Origin of the sequence: Bradyrhizobium archetypum, from assembly GCF_013114835.1 — a bacterium.
GTDB classification, from domain to species: domain Bacteria; phylum Pseudomonadota; class Alphaproteobacteria; order Rhizobiales; family Xanthobacteraceae; genus Bradyrhizobium; species Bradyrhizobium archetypum.
This window is the reverse complement of record NZ_JAAVLW010000005.1, coordinates 675,439-697,233: the sequence shown is the minus strand read 5'-3', so window position 1 is coordinate 697,233 and position 21,795 is coordinate 675,439. Positions and strand designations below refer to the sequence as shown.

Genomic DNA, 21,795 nt, shown 5'->3' with positions numbered 1-21,795 from the left:
TGACAGGCAACGCGGAAGCGACGATAGCCGCGCGGATCAATTCAATGACGAGAACGTTCCTCTTCCATCATGGCTGTCAGCGTCACATCCACGGAAGCCCATGAGGGGCAGGCCACCTCAGGCTTTTGGGCCCTGACTCTGGGCAGTATCGGTGTGGTGTTCGGCGATATCGGCACCTCCCCGTTATATGCGTTCCGGGAGGCGGCCTCGCATGCGGCAGAAGGCCAGCCGGTATCACGCATCATCGTGCTCGGCGTTCTCTCGCTGATCCTGTGGTCGCTCTTCATCGTCGTCACTGCCAAATACGTGCTGCTGCTGTTGCGCGCCGACAACAACGGCGAAGGCGGAACGCTTTCACTGATGGCACTGGGGCAACGGGCGCTGGGCCGCCGAAGCTGGCCATTGTTGGCGCTCGGCGTCGTCGGCGCCTCGATGTTCATCGGCGATTCCATGATCACGCCGGCAATCTCGGTCTTGTCGGCGGTCGAAGGCCTCAAGCTCGTCACGCCGGCGCTCGAACATTATGTCGTGCCGCTAACGATCTTCATTTTGGTCGTGCTGTTCTCGGTACAAAGCAGCGGCACCGCGCGCGTCGCCTCGGCCTTCGGACCGGTCATGGTGGTCTGGTTCGCAACGTTGGCAGTGATGGGGATGGTCCACATCTCCGACGATCCCACGGTGCTCTACGCCATCAATCCCTGGTACGCGATCCAGTTCATGCTCTCCCATGGCGTCATTGGACTGGTGACGATGGGCCTGGTGTTTCTGGCGGTGACGGGCGGCGAGGCGCTCTATGCGGACCTCGGCCATTTCGGGCGCAGGCCAATCCAGGCCGGATGGCTGTTTTTTGTACTGCCGGCGCTGCTGATCAATTATTTCGGGCAGGGCGCGCTGGTATTGTCCGATCCGTCGGCGATCGAAAACTCGTTCTACCGGATGGTGCCGGAAATGCTGCTGCTGCCGCTCGTGGTGCTGGCGACCGCCGCCACCGTGATCGCGAGCCAGGCGGTGATAACGGGCGCGTTTTCCCTGATCCGCCAGGCGGTTCAGCTCGGCCTGTTGCCGCGCTTCGAGGTTCGCTACACCTCCGAGGCCCATGCCGGCCAGATCTATCTGCCGCGGGTGAATCGGATGCTGCTGATCGGGGTGGTTCTGCTGGTGCTGCTGTTCCGCACTTCCAGCGGTCTCGCCTCTGCCTACGGCATTGCGGTCTCCACGACCATGGTCGTCGACGGCATTATGGGCTTTGTCGTGATCTGGAAATTGTGGAACTGGCGCGCGGCGACGGCCGCGGCCGTGATCCTGCCATTCGTCGTCGTCGACATGAGCTTCTTTATCGCCAACCTCTTGAAGCTGCTCGAGGGCGCCTGGGTGCCACTGTTGTTCGGTGCGGCGGTCGCGGTGATGATCTGGACCTGGCGCCGCGGCGCTGCGATCCTGGTCATCAAGACGCGGCGCATCGAGGTGCCGCTGGCGGATCTGATCAAGAGCCTTGAAAAGCGGCCGCCTCATATCGTCAAGGGCACGGCGGTGTTTCTGACCTCCGATCCGAGCTTCGTGCCCACCGCGCTGATGCACAATCTCAAGCACAACAAGGTGCTGCACGAGCACAATGTGATCCTGACCATCGAGACGGCGCAGACGCCGCGCGTCGACCTGTCCGAGCGGGTCAAGATGGAAACCATCAGCGAGAAGTTCTCCAAGGTGCGGCTGCGGTTCGGCTTCATGGAATCGCCGAACGTGCCGAAGGCGCTGGTGATCGCGCGCAAGCTCGGCTGGCAGTTCGACATCATGGCGACCTCGTTCTTCGTGTCGCGGCGGTCGCTCAAGCCCTCGGCGCAGTCAGGCATGCCGCTCTGGCAGGATCATCTGTTCATCGCGATGAGCCGGTCGGCAAACGACGCCACCGACTACTTCCAGATCCCGACCGGCCGGGTGGTTGAGGTGGGAACCCAAGTAACCATCTGAATGACCTAAAAATTTTGCCAACACCCGGGCCGGCATCCATGCGGGAGGCGCATACCGGAGGCCTGGATTCCGGCTAACCTGTCCATTCATCCCGGGAGTATAGGGCTGCGCTTCTGCACTTGTGCAGTGCGGCAAAGAACCGAGGCCCCGTCCCATGTCAGTCCAGTTTGCGATCCCCGCGGCGGAAACGCCCGCGGCCAACGGTCATGGCGAAGCGCATTCCACCGCCACCTTCAAGGCGCTGATGCTCGGCAGTATCGGCGTCGTCTATGGCGACATCGGCACCAGCCCGCTCTACGCGCTGCGTGAAGCCGTGATGGCCGCCAGCGAGGCCTCGACCGCGGCCACGCCGCAGGCTGTGCTCGGGGTGCTCTCGCTGATCCTGTGGGCCCTGGTCGTGGTAGTGACGCTGAAATACGTCGTCATCCTCTTGCGCGCCGACAACAATGGCGAGGGCGGAACGCTGGCACTGATGGCGCTGGCGCAGCGCGCCGTCGGCAAGGGCGGGGCGTCGATCGTGCTGCTCGGCATCATCTCCGGCGCGCTGTTCTACGGCGACGCGGTGATTACGCCGGCGTTGTCTGTTTTATCCGCGATCGAGGGCATCAAGCTCGTCACCGTGACCTTCGAACATTATGTCGTGCCGCTCACAGTGCTCATTCTGGTCGCGCTGTTTGCCGTGCAGTCCCGCGGCACGGCGCGCGTCGCCGCGTTCTTCGGACCGGTCATGTGCATCTGGTTCGCCGTGCTGGCGATCGCGGCCGCGCCGCAGATCATGCGTCACCCGGAAGTGCTGCTGGCGCTCAATCCGCTCTACGCCGTCTCCTTCATGCTCCATCACGGCATGATCGGATTCGTGACGCTGGGGGCGGTGTTTCTCGCCGTCACCGGCGCGGAGGCGCTCTATGCCGATCTCGGCCATTTCGGCAAGCGGCCGATCCAGACTGCGTGGCTCTTCATCGTGCTGCCGTCGCTGGCGCTAAATTATCTGGGGCAGGGCGCGCTATTGATCGCCGACCCCAAGGCGATCGAGAACCCGTTTTTTCTGATGTTCCCGGATTGGGCGCTGATCCCCATGGTAGCGCTTGCAACGGCGGCGACCGTGATCGCCAGCCAGGCGGTCATCACCGGCGCCTATTCGCTGACGCGCACGGCGATCCAGCTCGGGCTGCTGCCGCGATTTGAAATTCGTCATACTTCGGAAGCCCATTCCGGCCAGATCTTCATCCCGCGCATCAACATGCTGCTGTTGCTGGCAGTGATTTTGTTAGTGGTGCTGTTCCGCTCGTCGAGCGCGCTGGCTTCGGCTTACGGAATCTCCGTGACCGGCACCATGGTAGTTACGGCCCTGATGGGATTTGTCGTGATCTGGCGGGTCTGGAAATGGTCGCCGGTCGCCGCCGCCGCCCTGATCGCGCCGTTCCTGTTCCTCGACATCACCTTCCTTGCGGCCAACCTGTTGAAGGTGTTCGAAGGCGGCTGGGTGCCGCTCGTGCTGGGCGGCGTCGTGATGATCTTGATGTACACGTGGCGGCGCGGCAGCAAGCTGTTGTTCGAGAAATCGCGCAAGCTGGAATTTCCGCTGGCCGAGCTGGTGGCGATGCTGGAAAAACGCCCGCCGCAGCGGGTGCCGGGCACCGCGGTATTCCTGACCTCCGATCCCGAATGCGCGCCGACGGCCCTGATGCACAGCCTGAAGCATTACAAGGTGCTGCATGAAAAGAACGTCATTCTCACCATAATGACCGCTCCGACACCGCGGATCGATGATGCCGAGCGGGTCCGGATGGAGCAGCTCAGCGAAACCTTCTCGCGGGTGACGCTGCGGTTCGGCTTCATGGAATCGCCCAACGTGCCGAAGACGCTGGCGATCGCCCGCAAGCTCGGCTGGCAGTTCGACATCATGTCGACGTCGTTCTTCCTGTCCCGCCGCGCGCTCAAACCCGCCGCCCATTCCGGCATGCCGCGCTGGCAGGATCTGCTGTTCATCCGCCTCAGCCGCTCCGCCAATGATGCCACCGACTATTTCCAGATCCCGACCGGACGCGTGGTGGAGGTGGGAACGCAGGTGACGATCTAGGCGTCGATCCGTAAAGTTCCGGTTGCGCTGTCGCAGGATGGCAACAGCTTCACTGTTTTTGAGGCGGAACAGAACATCTGACTCCACACCTATCGCCTTTTGGATCAGGCTCTGGAAACTGGGGGCTGGCGGATCGAAGTTTTACTCTCGCTGAGTGCAGGCGCGCATGCCTGCGGCATATCATGCGGGACTGTACTCGTAAGGCTGCGACCGATGCCTCGAGTGGCCAAGTGTTTCGAGGCGATGAGCTGACAATGTGAATTGTGAGGAGTAGCGCAAATGAGTTTCATCGGCGCGAACGACCATCCCAATCGCCATAGTCCGGATGATCCGCTGTACTACGCACCGCGTCCAAAGCGCGGCATGGCGCATCCACGATCCGGCGCGACACCGCAGACGAGATCAGACGATTTGCCTCCCATTCCCCCTTTGTCTCGTTCTGATCAGGTGCGCGAGGAAGCCTTCGCCAAATTCAACCATCCGTTAGAAGCCCAATTCGTTTACGAACGCCGCCCACCGCGCGGACGGCTCGCCACTGCGGGCGCAATTGCCGCAGCGATCGGCATAACTGTGATCTTGGCGCTCGTTTTGTTTAATGTGTTTCCAAGGTCAAAAAGCGATCCCTCGGAGCTCGCCGTTTCGATTTCGACGCCTGCATCGGCAACGCCAGCCCAGGCGACGTCCGAAGATTCCCAAGCCCTGCTTCAAGGGTTCAAGCGATTCCAAACGATACAAGGAAACGAAGACCCGGAACGGGCTGTTTCTGAACCGGCCTCTGCTGGAACGGTTAAGGAGGGGCCCGAAAAATCCCAGGCTCTGCTCGAAAAATTCATTCAGTGGCAGCAAAGGAAATAGCGCGACCATAGCTGTCCTCACGCACGTACGGAACGCCCGGCTCCAGCTTCCGCCCGCAACCACGCGAACACGCGGAAGACAACGCAATCCACCACGCCGAACTCTCGTCAGAAGTCGGGTGCTTCCTCACGCGCGATTCGCTCCTGATGACGCATGTGCTGCCAGACAGCGAGGGCGACCGATAGTGCCGCACAGAGCAGTAACCCGCCCGAAATCGGCCGCGTGAAGAACAGCAGCGGGTTGTCGTCCGTCATAATCGCTCGAATAAGATTGATCTCGATCTGGTCGCCGAGGATGAGGCCGAGGATCAGCGGAGCCAGCGGAAATCCGCCCCTCACCAGCGCATAGCCGAACACACCGAAGATGAGCAGGACGTACACGCTCTGCATGGTATTGTTGAGCGCATAAGCACCGATCACGCAAAGCACCAGCACGACAGGCGCGAGCACCGCGAGCCTGACCTGGGTGATCTGAAGCATGAATAGCGCGCCCGCGGCCAGGATCAGGACCATCAGCGGATGTGCCAAAATGTATGCGGCGTAGATACCGTAGGCGAGGGCGGGTTGCTGGGAGACGAACAGCGGCCCCGACTGGATGCCATGGATCGTCATGGCGCCCAACATGACGGCGGTCACGGCGTCGCCGGGGATGCCGAATGCCATGATGGTCACCAGCGAGCCGCCGACATTGGCATTGTTGGAGGACTCAGAGGCGATGATGCCCTCAGGCACGCCTGTGCCGAAACGCTCGGGGTGGCGCGAGAACTTTTTTGCCTGGTCATAGGCCAACATGTTGGCGGCGCTGCCGCCAATCGCAGGCAGCACGCCGATCAGGATGCCGACGACCGTCGACCACAACAGCAGGAACGGACGACCGATGATTTCGCCGATCACCTTGAGGTGGGAAACCTTAAGACTCGGCTGTGCAGCAAGCGCGGCCTCGGGCGCCTTTGGCACCCCTATCTTCTCGATGTCGGACATGATCTGGGCGAAGGCAAAAATCCCGATCAGCACCGGCAGGAACGGGAAGCCGCCGCTGATGAACTCGGACCCGAAGGTGAAGCGCGGCACGCTGCCGATCGGATCCGTGCCGATGACGGTGATCACGAGGCCAATGGCGGTCGACAGCAGACCCTTGATGAACGAGGATTCGGCGAGGCCCGCCACCATCGCCATGGCCAGCACGAACAGTGAGAAATATTCCCACGGTCCGAACTGAAGTGCGATGGCTGCCAACGGACCGGTCACCAGGATCAGGAACAGCCCGCCGAGCAGCCCGCCGAAGAACGACGACCACACGCCGAGCCAGATCGCCCGGCCCGGCGCGCCGCCCCGTGCCATCGGAAAGCCGTCGAATGTCGTGGCGATCGCCGAGGGCGTACCCGGAATTCCGAGCAGGCAGGCGGTGACCAGGCCACCGGCGGAGCCGCCGACATAGACGCCGGTCATCGCGGCCAGTCCCTGCAGCGGATCGAGACCATAGGTGAACGGCAGGATGACGATGATCGTCATCGTGATGGTAACGCCCGGCAGCGCGCCGCCGATGACGCCAATGAGCGTGCCGGCGAACAGCGGAACGAGATAATTCCACTGCAGCACCGTGAGCAGCCCATGTCCTAAAAGCTCGAACATGGCCTACCAGTTTGTCCAGTTGCCGCGAGGGAGCAGCACCGAGAGATAGCGCTCGAAGACCAGGTACGTTACCGCCGACGTGCCAATCGCTACCGCCGCGAAGACCGCCCATTGGCGCCAGGTCGCCGGCCTCTCGAGCGTCGCTTGCAGCGCGGCGACGAACAGGACGGTAGCGATGCGATAGCCGAGCAGAGGCAGAAGTACCAAATAGAGCGCGACGATGACGAAGGAGAGCGCGACCAGCCCATAGGCCCGTCGCGGCCGCGCCGGAGCAGGGACGTCGGCCGGCTCAGCGCGTCGCGCGAGCAGGTCTTGCACGATCAGCGCCGCGCTGGTCACGGCCATGAAGATCAGGACGATGCGCGGATAGAAGCCAGGGCCAACCGGCACCAGCGGCAGATGCGGCAGTCCAAACGATTGCACAAGCAGGACCAGACTGACCGCGAGAAAGATCAACCCGGCAAAACTATCGCGACCAAGTCTCATTGCTTGGCAAGACCGAGCTCGGTCATGATCACCTTGCTCTCTCGGTCGAGCTTGTCCAGGAATGGACCGTATTCGGCGGCGTTGAGATAGAACACGCGCGTGCCCTGCTTCTTCATCGCGTCCGCGAACTCCGGTTCCTTGGCGGCTTTTCCGCAGGCCTCGTCCAGCTTGGCGCGCACCGCGGCCGGCGTGCCCTTTGGCACCAGCAGTCCTCGCAACACCGCGTAGACGATGTCCATGCCGAGCTCCTTCAGCGTCGGCACGTCAGGGGCTTCGGGATCGCGCTTCTCGGCCGCAATGGCAAGAAACTTGAGCTGCCCTGCATCGACCTTGCCCTTCTGTGTCAGATTGGAATCCGTCAGATCGACATGGCCGCCGAGAATGGCATTCATGCGCGGCGCAAGTCCTTCATAGGAGACGTACTTGAACTTGACGCCGGCCGCCTTTTCGATGAGCGCAGGGAAGATGTGGCTGGTCGATCCGAGGGTCGCCCCCACGGTGATCTGGCCCGGACGCTTCTTGGCGTCCTCAGCAAGCTCGGCCCAGGTCTTCCAGGGCGTCTTGGGGCTCGCTGTCAGGACCGATGGCGTTGCGGAGAGCAGGCAAATCGGCTCAAAGTCGCTGTATTTGACGTCTGTGACGCCGGCATAATGAACAAGGTGGATGTAGTCGTGCACCGCATAAAGCGTATAGCCGTCCGGCGGCGAGCCCTTGGCTTCGCGCGCCCCGACGGTGCCGGAGGCGCCCGTGACGTTGGCGATTACGATTGGCTGACCGATGTGCTTTTGTAGAAGCGGCGCAAAGGGACGGAAGATATTGTCCGTATCGCCGCCTGCCGCCCACGGCACGATCATCTTGATCGGGCGCTCGGGATAGCTTTGAGCCGCGGCAGGCACGGCCATCGCGGCCAACGCGGCTGCCATCGCCACCAGACTGCGGAGCACTGCCATCATGGCGCTTCTCCCTGTCGCTGCTGATTTATTTTTTTCGATCATAGCAACACGCCGGGACTTCGCAAACAATGATGCGGCATCCGGCGGCAAGTGCGGGGCGCAGCCAAATCCAATTCGGGCTGAGACCGCCGGCGCCCTTAAGGTGCTTCGCAGAGTACCCTAAGCGACTGTTTGTGCGTCACGCCGCGCGAGGAATGTCGCCCCGAAGGGACAACACTCACAAACTTAAGCGGTCTCGGCAGACGTGCAGTTATTCCTCGCAGCAGGGTACGAAGCCGCTATAATGGGGCGGTTGCGACATGAATTGGCGAATGGGCCATGGCAACGAATGGTCAGATCGTCACCGTGTTCGGCGGAACCGGCTTTCTGGGCCGCCGCATCGTCCAACATCTGCGTTCACGCGGATTTGCCGTTCGGATCGCGTCAAGGCATCCGGATCAGGGGTACACCCTGCCTGGCGCTGATGATCCGCAACTTCAATCCGTAGAGGCCAACATTCACGACGGGCGGTCGGTTGCGGATGCGCTGGCCGGCGCGTACGGCGCCGTAAATGCGGTCAGTCTATACGTCGAGCGCGGAGCGGAGACGTTTCATTCCGTTCACGTCGAGGCCGCCCGGCGGGTCGCCGTTCAAGCACACAGGGCTGGAGTCAAGAAGCTCGTCCACATGTCAGGAATCGGCGCCGATACCGCCTCGCCATCGCGCTATATTCGAAAGCGCGGTGAGGGCGAAGTGGTGGTCCGGGCCGCGTTCGCCGAGGCAACATTCATCCATCCGGCCGTGATGTTCGGGCCAGACGACGCGTTTCTCGTCGTCATCCTCAAGCTCCTCCGCCAGCTTCCAGTCTATCCGATGTTCGGCCGCGGCGAGACCAGATTGCAGCCGGCCTATGTGGATGATGTTGCGGATGCGATCGGCCGGATCATGCAGCGCACCGAGACGCCGCGGGTATTCGAATTCGGCGGCCCTCGCGTGTATTCTTACGAGGAGCTTCTCAGGGTCGTCGCGCACCAAGCCGGACTTGCGCCTCGACTGATTCCGGTCCCGTTCGCCGCTTGGCATGCTGTGGCATGGGCCGCCGAGATGCTCGGGAGTCCATTTCTCACGCGCAATCAAGTAGAGCTGATGCAAATCGACACCGTGTCATCGCCAGATGTGCCTGGATTTGCCGAGCTTGGGATTTCGCCGCACTCGGTCGAGGCAATACTCCAGAAGATGCTGTCGAATTCCGGAGGATGACGTTGCGCTCACGAGGAACCAACCTTTTGAGCCACCGTTATTGAATCCACGCGATGTGAAGGAGCGACTACCTGGAGCCGCGTATAACGGAGGCGGATATCATGGCTATCTGTGAAACCTGCGGCAATGACTATGACAAGGCCTTTCAGGTTACAATGAACGGAAAGGCACATACCTTCGATAGTTTCGAGTGCGCCATTCATGCGCTGGCGCCGACCTGCGATCATTGCGGCATCCGCATCGTCGGGCACGGACTGGAGAAGGCGGGTACCTTTTACTGTTGCGAGCATTGCGCGGAAGGTGAAGGCGTTAAAGGGCTACGTGATCGAATCTAACCCGGTGCAGGCCACAGCTCGGCGCTGCTATCCGCGGATCGCCGCATTGGCCTTCTCGGCGGCGTTCGTCATGGCAATCTTCGCCGGTTTCGCGCCCGAGACCACCTCATTCACGCCGATCATGAAGGCATCCAGGATCGGTCTTGATTGCGGATGGAAAAGGATCGCCTTGGCGCGATCGACATCGGCGTTCTGCAGGTTGGTCAGTGCTGCCTCCGCGGCTTGAACGCCGAACGCCTTCTTGAAGCCCTCACTTGACCACGCCGATACACGCGTTGTTGCCAGCCCGGCCGCGGCGGTCCTCAGCGAGGTCGGCTTGCTTGTCGCCCACAGCAAAAACAAAAAAGCCGCCCGCTTGTTTCGTGACCTGGAATTGATGCACGCCTGCCAGTGCGACATGAACGGCACGGAGGTGCGGCCGGCGACATGTGGAAAGGCAGCGAACACGGCCTGCCCGGCAACTTGGCTTCTTGCCGGATTGGAGATGTCGGTAGCGAAATTGCTGCTGTCGATCGCCATCGCCGTCCTGCGCTGCAGGAAATCGTCCAGCACGTGGTACCATTCGTAGCCGCTGACACCACCGGGCCCGGCCTGATTGAGCAACCGACCGTACATCTCGATGGCTGCGATTGCCTCGGGGCTCGCGAACACTGCCTTGTTGTCGCTGACCATCGCCCCGCCATACGAGAACAAGAAGCTCATGGCCGGCACGGATGAATTGCCGCTGGCCTGGGCCCGCATGGCTATCCCGGACATCTCGTCCGTCTTGATCGCATTCGCTGTAACCAGCAGCTCTTCGAAAGTCTTGGGAACCGAAAGCTGCTTGGCTGCCAGCGCATCACCGTTGATGAACAAGGTCACCGCTTCGGATGTGATCGGTGTGGCGTAGCGTTCGCCCCCGCGCCACAACGGAAAAGCACGGGCCGTCTTGAGAAGGTCGCTCTCGTCATACCAACCGAGATCGGTCAGCGACTTGTCGGAATAATAGGCGTTCAACGGTTCGAGCCATCCTCCCGAGATGCCTTGGCCATAGGCGGTGAACATGAAGACGTCGGGTGTGCTGTCGCCGCGGTTGAGCTGTATCGCCAGTGCGCCGAGATACGTGGTCTCCAATCGGAAGTCGGGAACGACGTGGATACCGGTGAGCTCGGTGAAATCAGGCAAAAGCGGCGTGATCGCGTTGGTCCAGGGGTGGATCGCGCCCGCGAGCGTAATCGTCTGTCCCGCAAATTGCTTCCAATCTATTGCGGCGTCGGTATAGGGAGGCCAAGCGGCATTCTGTGCGTGGGCCCAGCGTGGAAATATGGCGAGGGCAGGCAACGCTACGCCCGCCGCGCCCAATCGCTTGACGAAGCTACGCCGGCTGCTTGGCGACTTGCTTCCTGGAGCCATGTGGTTGCTCATGCCGGCGGATCGGCTCATGCGCTGGGCTCCACCCGTGACGTTCTGGTCCCTTGCGAGACGACTGACGGGCTTTTAAGCCGGTGTAATATGCGCGGTTGACTGTGCCGGTTCCCGTATCACCCTGTGCGGACCGTGGCTGTATTTCGATTATACTAGGAATACCCTGTGTTGGCATTAGAAATTAGCCGCTCACGCTAGCATCGAAGACTTAAGGCCATGCCAGTGTCTCTTAGCCAGTCCTTTCGGTGGTTTGCTCGTCCCTTGGTGCTGGTAGTTGCGGCGCTTCTAACTACGGTTGTTGCGAGCGGGTTCTTCGGCTTTCAATATTGGCAGGAGAAACAAGCGGCGAATCTTGCGCATGAGCGCAACCGCGAGGTGCTGGAGACGCTGGAGCGGCTCAAAACGGTCATTGCCGACGTGGAGGCGCAAAGGCGCGGATATCTGCTAACTCTCGATCCGCACTATCTCAAGGCCTACGGCGTCTCTGACGAGAGCGTTCGACGCGACGCGCAGGCGCTCCAGACTCTGGTTGCCGGCGATCCGTTGCAGAGCCATCGTGCCGGACATCTGGCGGCGACCGTTGCAGCAAAGCTGCGCGAGATCGATGAAATCGTCAAAACGGTCCGGACCTACTCCGGGCCGGCCGCTATGGCGATGATCCGCAGCCTGGACGAGATAAGATCCCAAATCGACCAGATGGTGGACCATGAGCGCTTTCTACGCGTCGATCTGGAGAAGCGCTACGAGGCGCTCGAACGACGCAAGGCCTGGCTGATCACGACCGCCGTCATCATTGTCGCCGTCCTGGCTGGAGTGGCGCTGGCGCTTGCACGGCGCGAAGCTATCCGGCGGCGCAAAGCGATCGCGGAGAACATCGCGCTACAAGGCGATCTTCTGGCGCGCGACAAGAAGATCCGGCGCCTGGTCGACGCCAACATCGTCGGCGTCATCTTTTGGGAGCTCGACGGTCGCATTCTCGAGGCCAATGATGCATTTCTCAAGATGCTGGGTTACGAGCGGGAGGATCTTGCCTCCGGGCGGGTGAACCGGACGGACCTGACGCCGCCGGAATGGCGCCACCGCGACTTACGCACCGTGGCGGAATTGAAGCGGATGGGGACGGTCCAGCCATTCGAGAAAGAGTATTTTCGCAAAGACGGCAGCCGCGTGCCCGTGCTGGTCGGCGGGACGATGCTCGAACAGAATCAAAATCAGGGTGTCGGTTTTGTGCTCGATCTGACCGAGCGCAAGCAGGCGGAAGAGGCCCTGCGGCAGAGCGAGGAGCGCTTTCGCACCCTTGTGCAGTTCTCCTTCGACGTCTACTGGGAGACCGACGCGGAGCATCGCTTTACCCACCAGGAGTTTGCGGAGACCCTTGCCGACGCGCCGGCGCCGGGCGCCGAGATCGGCAAGACACGTTGGGAAGTGCCCTACCTGGAGCCCGATGAAGAGGCCTGGCGCAAGCACCGGGAGACTCTCGAAGCGCACCTGCCGTTCCGCGACTTTGAACTCGCGCGGCCTGGCCCCGATGGGGGCAAGCGCTACATCTCCGTCTCCGGGCTGCCGGTGTTTGACAAGACAGGACGCTTCGTGGGCTACCGCGGCGTAGGACGGCACATCACCGAACGCAGGCGGGCCGAGGAAGCTTTGCGCGCCATGCAGTCGGAGCTGGCGCACGCCAATCGCGTCACCACGATGGGACAACTGACGGCCTCGATTGCCCATGAGGTCAACCAGCCTATTGCCGCGACGGTTACCAACGCCCAGGCCGCGCTACGCTGGCTCAGCGCTCAACCGCCCGATCTCGGCGAGGTTCGCGATTCCCTTCGCCGTATCGTTGAGGACGGCAAGCGCGCCGGTAACGTCGTCGGCGGCATTCGGACCCTCATCAACAAGGTACCGCCGCGAAAGGATCGCTTCGATCTTAATGAAGCCATCCTCGAAATGGTCGCGCTGACCCGGAGCGAAATGCTCAAGCACGGCATCTTGCTGCAGACCGAGCTGGCGCCGGGCTTGCCTGTGGCAAGCGGCGATCGCACTCAGCTCCAGCAGGTGATTCTGAACCTGATCCTCAATGCCATTGAAGCCATGGTCGGCAGCGACAAGGGGACGCGCGAGCTAAGGATCAACACCGAACGGGAGGTCGCGGGCGGTGCGCTCGTCACTATCAGCGATTCCGGGCCCGGCCTTGACCCGCAGGATGTCGAGCGCGTGTTCAAGGCATTCTACACCACCAAGGCCAAGGGAATGGGCATGGGTCTCGCCATTTGCCGGTCGATGGTTGAAGCTCACGGCGGACGGATGTGGGCGAGCGCGAACGAAGCCGGCGGCGCTGTATTTCAATTTACCCTGCCGCTGGAAGACGAAAGCGTTCAAGCCCGGCAGATCCAGTCCAATCCAGCCGCATGAGATTGCACGTTGCGAGAAGCAATGTGAGATCCGTTCGCGGCTGGAGCAGATGTTCGTGCGCTATGCTCGAAAACGGCCGCAGTGAGGCAAACGCGAACATGCCAAGCATTCGGCCGCGCGCAGGCATTCTTCCCGTCGGTCTTGGCAGACTTGTCGCCGCCAGGACCCGGAGTATATTTTCTCGATGGCTGTCAGCTCCCCTGATCTGAAAGCGTTCTTGGTCGCCACACCGTTCTTTGGTGGCCTCTCGGATGCAAGCCTCGATCTCTTGATCTCGATGCTGGTCGAGCGCCGGTTCAACGCCGGCGCCACGGTCGTAGCGGAGGGAGAACCGGGGCGCTCACTGTTCATTGTTCACTCTGGCCGGCTGGTGGTGAGCAAGCTGGTGGATGCCGGACGCGTCATTCGCATGGCCGGTCTCGAATCTGGTGATTTCTTCGGCGAAATGACACTGATCGAAATGCAGAACCGATCGGCTACCGTCGTCGCGGAGAGCCCAACCGTGCTGTACGAGCTCACAGCCCAAAAGCTCTACACGTGCTACAAGGCCGACATCCATGCGTACGTAATGGTGCTGCAGAATATCAACCGCGAGCTGTGTCGTCGACTCCGACGCGCCGACGATCGCATTACCAAGCTGCAGATCCTTCACGCGAACCAATGACGCAGATGCGCGGAGGGTCGCGTATGTCTGTTCATTCTGCAGGTTGTGCGGCGAGACCGCTCCCGGCCTGCGACGGGTATTCCGGATGCATCGGCGTGGTGTTCAGAGGCAGCCAGCCTGCGTCACGTTCGCATCGTTGCCGTCCTGGTCGCCGTTGCGGATCGCGGTGATCAGCCGCCAATAATTGTATTGGAATTTGGCATCCCAATCGAGGATGAAGCAATTGGCGAGGGCCATGGACGTCAATGCGACCACCCGCGCACTGTCTGCCAGCGCGAGGCCGTGACGGGCGGAAGCCTGCTGGCCGCCTGGAACCCCAAGATTGGCCTGTGTCCAGAAGCGCAGCGGCGTCGGCCCTGCGCGTCGGTCCGCTTCGCGAACGCGCCGCCCAGCTACTAAAGGGCCATTGTGATTTTCGCCAGCTAGGCCGATTGCGGCGGCACTTAGTGGACGTCGGGCTTCCGCTCAGCCGAGTCCGTTGTCGAAGCTGACATCGCGGACCAACGGTCGTCAAAACTCGCGGCCGGGAACTCGTTCGCGTCAACCGCCAGGCCTTTCGATATCGTCGTGCCGGTGGAGACGACAACGCCCTCGGTCGAAGGCGAATGCGATCTCATGGTAGCGGCGGATGCAGCAACAGCGAGCAGAGCGACAGCCACGAACCCGGTAATCCTTCGATGCCTTGTCATCAGAACCTCCTGCGGTTCTCAAAGCCCCTTGAGATGGGTCACGGGAACTTCGCGGAGGTTCAACAGCAATAAGACAAGTGTGATTGAGCGAATCCACAAACGGGCAACGAAACTGTCCCAGATTGAAATTCAGTTTTAATGGATTGAACTCATCCTTCTGTAGCTCATCACTGCACCGCCTCAACAACCGTTCGTAATTCGTGCAGAGTTCAGATGAGATTCGATGAAATCTTGCGGGACCGGTAAGAACAAGGAGGGGCGTCTGGCAAGATCCGATGCCTGAGTCGTTGGCTAAGACTGGCGGCCAAGCACTTCGCGCCGCCTCACGCTGCACAACTCGTCACGCGCTCTGACCCGGCGGGAGGACAACGACGATCGTGCCCAGCTTCACCCGGTTCACGAGATCGATGACGTCTTCGTTGGTCATGCGGATGCAGCCGGACGAGATGGCCTGACCGATATATTCCGGCTGGTTGGTTCCGTGGATGCGATAGAGTGTGTCCTTGTTGCCCTCGTAAAGGTAGATCGCCCGCGCGCCCAGCGGATTGGCCGGACCTCCGGCGACGCGCTTCGGATAGGGGCCGAGCCGGGCCTGGATTTCCGCCGTCGGGATCCAATCCGGCCATTCAGCCGTGCGGCCAACAGTAGCGACGCCGGACCAGGCCAGCGCTTCCTCTCCCACCGTCACGCCGTAGCGGATCGCCTTGCCTCCCGGCAGGACGTAATAGAGATAGCGCGCATTGGTATCGACCAAGATGGTGCCCGGCTGCTCCTTGCGGGTATAGTCGACAATATGCCGGCGATAGGTCTCGGGAATGCTCGCCTGCGCATAAGGCGGGTGGGCGAGCAATTGCCGGTCTCTCGGGGTCAAACTGGCGTTCGATGACGGCGCAAGCGTCGCCTGCATGCAGCCGCCGAGCAGCCCCACGAACAACAACGCGAGCCCACGCTTCATCATCGCGTGCCCTCCAAGACTTACATGTCGCAATTTGTTGCTCAAATAATGTAGAAATCAAGGCGTAGTGCGATGACAGCCGTGTTTCGCGACAAGAGGCCTTGGGGCAGGCGACAATGAGGACCGTTTACCGTCGGGCGGTGCGCAAGGACGCAAGCCGTCTCTACGACATTGATCCTCGAACTTGTGCTCCGGATTCGATGAAAGCCCCGGATTAGCATCCGGGGCTTCGCGCGTGGTCGGCTCAAGAGTTCAACGCGTCGGCTTGAGCGTATTCTCGATCATGTAGGCCGCGACTTTTCGGCCTACGTCTTCGCCGGTGCGGATCGCAAACCTATAGTGCACGCCGCCCCAGACGCGGACATTCTTCTGCTCCTCGGCCATATCGGCCAAGCTGGCGAACTGCCGCGTCCGCTTCGCATCCCGCACATCCGTTGCCGTGAAAGGAATGGCCTTCACGGGGCCGAATAGCGATTCCAGAACTGCCGATGCGATCGTTGCGTTGATCGTCGCTTGCGAGGGGTATTCCGGATGCATCGGCGTCGGGTTGAACGAGGTCCAGCCGGGATCGCGCGAAGTAGCATCGTTGCCGTCCTGGTCGCCATTGCGGATCGCGGTGACCGGGCGCCACAAATTATAGGTGTACTTCGCGTCCCAATTGACGATGTAGGCGTTCGCCAGACTCATGTTGAGCAGCGCGAACAGGCGGGCACATTCGGCGAGCGGCATCTCCTGCTTCATGGCGAGCTCGCGCGCCGCCGCCTGCCATGCTGGGCCGAAATTAATATTTTCCCAGAACTTAACCGCCTCGGTCTGCTCAGCGGTACGCGCCGTGCTCTTGGTGCCGCCGAGGCTCTTGACCTCGTTATAGTCCCGGGCCCACTCGGCGCTCGACAGTGCCGGCGGCGGGCCCGGCCGGAACTGGTCGGCACTCTTGAACACCCACGGCTTCGCGCGCGCATACTGCTCCCACATGGGTGGCGTGGTCGGCACCCATACCCCTGGGGCAGTGTGCGGCCGATAGGTGTCCGCAGCATCGGTGCCGTCGTTTGCGCGATCGGCCTGTATCGCGTCGGCGACCGCCATACCAAGCTTGATGCCTTCGGTTTTGGCAGGACCTTCGGGTATCCCCTTGACCGACGCCGCGTACGCCTCTTCGATCTTGTCTTTCTTTGCCGGGTAGACCTGAACGAGGATCTGCCGCGCGGCTGCGGCGGCCGCAGCTTCGGCCGACGCCTCTGGAGCAGCTGGAACCGTCGCGACTACGCGGGTGTAGCGATTCTGCACGGTATTGATCGCATCCGACATCGCAACATGCACCATGGCCAAGGTGCGCAGTCGGGGGTTGTTGCCGATGTCGCTGGATACCAGTGCACCGGTGATCACGTTCCAATCAGTGACGACATCGGCGCGCGCTGGCACGCCCAACAGCGCGGCAGCGATGATCCCCGGCAGCAGAGTAGCTGCCGATTTTCCCAAGATGGATTTCATCGGAAGACTCCTTTTTGCCGCCCACGCGATGGGGTGCGGTTCACGCCAGGTGGGCGTGGGCACCTTAGTCCTCCGCATTCCATCTTGGTGTGAACTACCTCACCTGTGGCGCGAGACATCCGAGCGGGACTATCGGCTTTTGCGGCACTAGCGATCGCGTCTCTCTGGATTTTTGGATTTTTGCTGAGGCGGGCGCTGACCGACAATCTCGTTGATCCGACGGTCAGCTCAGGCCTAGACTGTCCAAGCTGAGCTATCCATGTCGTTCCCCAGGAGGATTCCATGAAGGTAGTTTTGCGATTCCTGCTCGCCGTGACCGTTCTCGCACTCGCCGCCGGCGGCGGCTATGCGCAGGACGGTGGCATGAAGAAGTGGTCAAAAGGAAAAGGGTGGGGCTGGGTCTGGGGGCCTCAGGACGAGGTCGGAAATCTCAACGAGATGACCGATGCATCACGTTTGGCCGCCTTGAAGCTCGTGACACAGGGTAGGGTCTACGATCTCGGCCTTCCGTACGACCGCTATTCATACAAATGGCCCGGCCACAGCCCGGGAGAAATCATGAGCTTCCGGTCGCCCGCGGGCGTGAGGAGCCAGAAGGATCTGCCGTTCACCACGCCGGAGGGTGGCAATACGGGCCTCACCGCGTGGCATAGCAACGCGATCTTCATGAACGACAATGTCGCGACCCAGATTGATGGGCTCAGCCACGTCACGCACGGACCGAAGAACGAATTTTACAACGGTTTCACGTCCGACGAGTGGGGCGGCGACTTCGGCGTTCGCAAGGCGGACGTGACGACGATCCCGCCGATCGTAGCGCGGGGCGTCTTGGTCGACGTTGCGGGCTTCAAGAACGTGGAGGCCCTTCCGTCTTCCTATGAAATCACTGTCGCGGACATCGAGGGCGCGTTGAAGGCGCAGAACGTCGACGTTACCCCGGGCACGGTCGTTCTGCTGCGCACAGGAACCGCGCGCTACTGGGGCGAGAACGGCCGCGACCACGCCAAGATCGGCCAGCACGACTCGGCAGGCATCGGCCTGACAGCCGCGAAGTGGCTCGTCGAGGAGAAGGGCGCGCTTATGCTCGGTTCCGATACGTCCGGGCTCGAATATGGGCCGCCGAAGCCAGCCGACTCTCAGGCCGTTGGCGGCAGCTTCATCCCGGTCCACGTCTATCTGCTGGTCCAGCAGGGCGTCCATATCCTGGAGTTCAATAACCTCGAGCGCCTCGCCGCCGATCGTGTCTACGAGTTCGCCTATATCCTGACCACAAACGCGATCCGCGGTACCGTGGCCGGCACGACGCTGCGACCGCTCGCCCTCCGTTAGATGGGTGCTGTTTACCGTCGAGCGATCCGCAAGGACGCGAACCGTCTCTACGATATTCGGCGGCGATCGATCATTGAGCTCGCGCCGCCAACGATGACGGCCGCCGAGGCGCAGGCGTGGGCGGCGAAGCTCACGCCATCAGGCATGGAGCGAAAGCTGCGTGAGCTGGAAGTATGGGTTGCTGAGCGGGGTGGCATCGTCGCCGGGTGGGGAGCCATTCGCAGCGACAGGCTGGAAGGACTGTACACGGCGCCAGAATTCGCTGGGCAGGGCGTAGGCGCCGGATTGCTCGATCGGCTCGAAGGGTTGATGCGCGACCGGCGGTTGCCTTCGGTGCTCGCTGAAGCAAGTTCGAACGCCCGCGGTTTCTACCTTCGGCGAGGCTACCGGGCGACCGGACCGCAAACACCGGAGGGTGCCTGGCCCATAGCCAAAGAACTTTCGACCTAAAATGAAAGGCCGCGGAGAATAACTTCGTTGGGCGGCGGCGTGGTTTGGGCGGCCGTTTAAACCGTTCGCGGCGCTTGATTTTCGCCGCGTGAGGGGCGACTTTGGCGCCCGCTCGGCGGGGCCTATCGGAGTCCTCGCGCTGACTTGTCAGGAGGATTGCGTGGCGGACCATCAGGTGCACGATTTGACGCCGGAAGACGTGGCGAAGGGGATGGCGGAGGGCCGCTATCTGCTGGTCGACGTCCGCGAGCCGAACGAGGTCGCGGTGGAAGCCTATCCGGACGGCGTGGTGGTTCCACTGCAATCGTTCGACCCGGCCGCGATCCCCGATCCCAAGGGACGGCAGGTGGTGTTCGCCTGCCGCTCGGGCAAGCGCTCGGTGACGGCCTCGCTGGCGGCACAAGCGGCGGGTTTGCCCTATGACAAGCATCTGGCGGGCGGCATTCTGGCGTGGAAGGCTGCGGGACTGCAGACCAGGACCGGCGGCTGACGCGCCATGACGTCCATGAACAAGGTCTTCGCCGACCTTCCCGTGACCGTGTTCGAGGCGATGTCGCAGGCCGCGCGCGACAACAACGCCATCAATCTCGGCCAGGGCTTTCCCGACGATCCCGGGCCGGAGGACATCCGTCGCGCCGCGGCGGAAGCCACGGTGAACGGCTACAACCAGTACCCGTCGATGATGGGCATTCCGGAACTCCGGCAGGCCATCGCGGCGCATTACGCCCGCTGGCACAAGCTCGTCCTCGATCCGATGACGGAAGTGATGGTGACCTCGGGCGGCACCGAGGCGCTGACCGCGTCGATTCTCGCTGTCGTCGAGCCCGGCGACGAGGTGGTCGTGTTCCAGCCAGTCTATGACAGCTACCTGCCGATCATCCGCCAGGCGGGCGGCATTCCGCGCCTGTTGCGGCTGGAGCCGCCGGGCTGGCGGCTGACAGAAGAGATGCTGGCCAGCGTATTCAATTCGAAGACCAAGGCGGTGCTGTTCAACAACCCGCTTAATCCGGCTGCGATCGTCTATCCCCGCGAGGACCTCGAATTGCTGGCGCTGTTCTGCCAGAAGTTCGACACCATTGCCATTTGTGACGAGGTCTGGGAGCACGTGATCTTCGACGGCCGCGAGCATATCCCGCTGATCACCATTCCGGGCATGCGCGAGCGCACCATCAAGGTCGGTAGCGCCGGCAAGATCTTTTCGCTGACCGGATGGAAGGTCGGCTTCGTCTGCGCCGCGCCGCCGCTGTTGCGCGTGGCGGCGAAAGTGCACCAGTTTCTGACCTTCACCACCGCGCCGAACCTGCAGGCCGCTGTGGCTTATGGCCTCGGCAAGCCCGACCAATTTTTCTACGACATGCGCAAGGATCTGGCGCGAAGCCGGGATCGCCTGACCAAGGGACTGGAGAGCATCGGCTTTCCCGTGCTGAAGTCGCAGGGAACGTATTTCCTCACCGTCGACCTGTCGCCGCTTGGGCTGAACGAAACCGACGTCGAGTTCTGCAGGCGCATTGTGAGCGACTACAAGGTCGCCGCGATTCCGGTATCGGCGTTCTACGAGCAGGATGCGGTGACCTCGGTGGTGCGGTTCTGCTTTTCCAAGAAGGACGAAACGTTGGATACCGCGCTGGAGCGCCTGTCGGACGCGGTTCACGGCCGTCGCAAGAGGTAAGGGATGCGCGATTCAATCCGAGGCTCGCTTCGCCTGATCGGTGCGATGACGATCGCGCTGTCGCTCTCGCCCGTATCGGCGCAGGAGCGCACCGTGAACTTCTACAACTGGTCGAACTATATGGCGCCGGGCGTCCTGGAGGATTTCACCAAGGAAACCGGCATCAAGGTGGTCTACGACACCTTCGACGCCAACGAGACGCTGGAGACGCGCCTCCTTGCGGGCAAGTCAGGCTATGACGTCGTGGTGCCCACCGGCTATTTCCTGCAGCGCCAGATCACCGCAAAGGTCTTCCTCAAGCTCGACAAGTCGAAGCTGCCGAACCTCGCCAACGCCTGGCCTGTGGTGACCGACCAACTCGCGACCTACGATCCCGGCAACAATTACGCCGCGAACTACATGTGGGGTACCACCGGCATCGGCTACAACGTCAAGATGGCCGAGAAAATTCTCGGCCCCGATGCAAAGATCGATAGCTGGGATATCGTCTTCAAGCCGGAAAACCTCGCCAAGTTCAGGGATTGCGGCATCCATATGCTGGATTCCGCTGACGACATCCTGCCGGCGGGCTTAAGCTATCTCGGCATCGATCCGAATTCGACCAAGCAGGCCGATCTGGAAAAGGCCGCCGATCTCGTCAGCAAGATCAGGCCCAATGTCCGCAAGTTTCATTCCTCGGAATATCTGGGCGCGCTGGCCTCCGGCGAGATCTGTTTCGTGGTGGGATGGTCGGGCGACATCATGCAGGCGCGCAGCCGCGCGGCGGAAGCCAAAAATGGCGTCGAGATCGGCTACACGATTCCGAAGGAGGGCGCGCAGATGTTCTTCGACAATCTCGCGATCCCTGCGGACGCCAGGAACGTCGCGGAAGCCTATGAGCTGATCAACTATCTCTACCGCCCCGACGTCGCGGCCAAGAATTCCAACTTCCTGTCCTACGCCAACGGCAATCTGGCGAGCCAGAAGCTGATCGACCCGAAGATCTTCAACGACAGGAATATCTATCCGGACGAAGCGATGCAGAAGAAGCTGTTTGTCATCAAGGCCCGCGATCCGGCAACCCAGCGCGTGATCAACCGGCTGTGGACGAGGGTTAAGACGGGGAGGTGACGGCGGCACTCCGGTGCCCCATCCGTCATTGCGAGCGCAGCGAAGCAATCCATAGCGCCGCAAGTGGAAACATGGATT

At 61.7% G+C, this 21,795-nt stretch carries 19 protein-coding genes; 12 read left to right on the top strand and 7 right to left on the bottom strand.

The annotated features are described in order from the left end of the window. Window positions 1-69 precede the first annotated feature (69 nt). The 3 genes from HCN50_RS19755 (at window position 70) to HCN50_RS19745 (ending at window position 4,903) form a co-directional block, all read left to right on the top strand. Complete coding sequence (locus HCN50_RS19755; protein ID WP_171711318.1) at window positions 70-1,968, top strand: potassium transporter Kup; 1,899 nt, start codon at window positions 70-72, stop codon at window positions 1,966-1,968. Between the two features lie 154 nt (window positions 1,969-2,122). Beyond that, window positions 2,123-4,048, top strand: a complete 1,926-nt coding sequence (locus tag HCN50_RS19750) for a potassium transporter Kup (protein WP_171711317.1) — start codon at window positions 2,123-2,125, stop codon at window positions 4,046-4,048. Between the two features lie 279 nt (window positions 4,049-4,327). Next, entirely contained in the window at window positions 4,328-4,903 is a 576-nt protein-coding gene (locus HCN50_RS19745) for a hypothetical protein (protein WP_171711316.1), read from the top strand. Between the two features lie 107 nt (window positions 4,904-5,010). On the opposite strand, the gene HCN50_RS19740 is transcribed toward HCN50_RS19745, so the two are convergent. From HCN50_RS19740 to HCN50_RS19730, 3 genes are read right to left on the bottom strand one after another with little or no spacing between them, the layout of a single operon-like run. Further along, window positions 5,011-6,534, bottom strand: coding sequence for a tripartite tricarboxylate transporter permease (locus HCN50_RS19740; protein ID WP_171711315.1), 1,524 nt, complete (start codon window positions 6,532-6,534; stop codon window positions 5,011-5,013). A 3-nt stretch (window positions 6,535-6,537) separates the two neighbouring features. Next, a complete protein-coding gene (locus HCN50_RS19735) occupies window positions 6,538-7,020 on the bottom strand; it encodes a tripartite tricarboxylate transporter TctB family protein (RefSeq protein WP_171711314.1) in 483 nt (160 codons plus the stop codon). Continuing rightward, window positions 7,017-7,973, bottom strand: coding sequence for a tripartite tricarboxylate transporter substrate binding protein (locus tag HCN50_RS19730; RefSeq protein WP_171711313.1), 957 nt, complete (start codon window positions 7,971-7,973; stop codon window positions 7,017-7,019). The genes HCN50_RS19735 and HCN50_RS19730 overlap by 4 nt, the downstream gene beginning before the upstream one ends. 318 nt (window positions 7,974-8,291) lie before the next feature. On the opposite strand from HCN50_RS19730, the gene HCN50_RS19725 reads away from it, so the two are divergent. Beyond that, window positions 8,292-9,212, top strand: a complete 921-nt coding sequence (locus HCN50_RS19725) for a complex I NDUFA9 subunit family protein (RefSeq protein WP_171711312.1) — start codon at window positions 8,292-8,294, stop codon at window positions 9,210-9,212. Between the two features lie 101 nt (window positions 9,213-9,313). After that, window positions 9,314-9,547: a metallothionein gene (locus HCN50_RS19720; RefSeq protein WP_171711311.1), complete on the top strand. Its 234-nt coding sequence runs from the start codon at window positions 9,314-9,316 to the stop codon at window positions 9,545-9,547. A gap of 27 nt (window positions 9,548-9,574) precedes the next feature. Here HCN50_RS19720 and HCN50_RS19715 read toward each other — a convergent pair whose 3' ends face one another. Continuing rightward, window positions 9,575-10,969: an ABC transporter substrate-binding protein gene (locus tag HCN50_RS19715; RefSeq protein ID WP_235977059.1), complete on the bottom strand. Its 1,395-nt coding sequence runs from the start codon at window positions 10,967-10,969 to the stop codon at window positions 9,575-9,577. Window positions 10,970-11,167: 198 nt separating this feature from the next. Here HCN50_RS19715 and HCN50_RS19710 point away from each other — a divergent pair, with 198 nt between their 5' ends. Both HCN50_RS19710 and HCN50_RS19705 read left to right on the top strand, forming a co-directional pair. After that, entirely contained in the window at window positions 11,168-13,360 is a 2,193-nt protein-coding gene (locus tag HCN50_RS19710; RefSeq protein WP_171711310.1) for a PAS domain S-box protein, read from the top strand. A 184-nt stretch (window positions 13,361-13,544) separates the two neighbouring features. After that, entirely contained in the window at window positions 13,545-14,024 is a 480-nt protein-coding gene (locus tag HCN50_RS19705; protein WP_171711309.1) for a Crp/Fnr family transcriptional regulator, read from the top strand. Window positions 14,025-14,126: 102 nt separating this feature from the next. On the opposite strand, the gene HCN50_RS19700 is transcribed toward HCN50_RS19705, so the two are convergent. From HCN50_RS19700 to HCN50_RS34490, 3 genes are all read right to left on the bottom strand, one after another. Further along, complete coding sequence (locus tag HCN50_RS19700) at window positions 14,127-14,270, bottom strand: hypothetical protein (RefSeq protein ID WP_171711308.1); 144 nt, start codon at window positions 14,268-14,270, stop codon at window positions 14,127-14,129. Between the two features lie 783 nt (window positions 14,271-15,053). Beyond that, a complete protein-coding gene (locus HCN50_RS19695) occupies window positions 15,054-15,671 on the bottom strand; it encodes a L,D-transpeptidase (protein ID WP_171711307.1) in 618 nt (205 codons plus the stop codon). 249 nt (window positions 15,672-15,920) lie between these two features. Further along, window positions 15,921-17,222 carry a vanadium-dependent haloperoxidase gene (locus tag HCN50_RS34490; protein ID WP_210264990.1) on the bottom strand — a complete coding sequence of 434 codons (1,302 nt, stop codon included), beginning with the start codon at window positions 17,220-17,222 and terminating at the stop codon, window positions 15,921-15,923. Window positions 17,223-17,441: 219 nt separating this feature from the next. Between HCN50_RS34490 and HCN50_RS19685 the strand changes: the two genes are divergently transcribed. The 5 genes from HCN50_RS19685 (at window position 17,442) to HCN50_RS19665 (ending at window position 21,717) form a co-directional block, all read left to right on the top strand. Next, window positions 17,442-18,488 (top strand): cyclase family protein, encoded by a 1,047-nt coding sequence (locus tag HCN50_RS19685; RefSeq protein ID WP_171711305.1) that lies wholly within the window; start codon window positions 17,442-17,444, stop codon window positions 18,486-18,488. Then, a complete protein-coding gene (locus HCN50_RS19680; protein WP_171711304.1) occupies window positions 18,489-18,938 on the top strand; it encodes a GNAT family N-acetyltransferase in 450 nt (149 codons plus the stop codon). Between the two features lie 160 nt (window positions 18,939-19,098). After that, entirely contained in the window at window positions 19,099-19,428 is a 330-nt protein-coding gene (locus HCN50_RS19675; protein ID WP_171711303.1) for a rhodanese-like domain-containing protein, read from the top strand. A gap of 6 nt (window positions 19,429-19,434) precedes the next feature. Continuing rightward, entirely contained in the window at window positions 19,435-20,607 is a 1,173-nt protein-coding gene (locus HCN50_RS19670; RefSeq protein WP_171711302.1) for an aminotransferase, read from the top strand. A gap of 45 nt (window positions 20,608-20,652) precedes the next feature. Further along, window positions 20,653-21,717 carry a polyamine ABC transporter substrate-binding protein gene (locus tag HCN50_RS19665; protein ID WP_235977101.1) on the top strand — a complete coding sequence of 355 codons (1,065 nt, stop codon included), beginning with the start codon at window positions 20,653-20,655 and terminating at the stop codon, window positions 21,715-21,717. Window positions 21,718-21,795 lie beyond the last annotated feature (78 nt).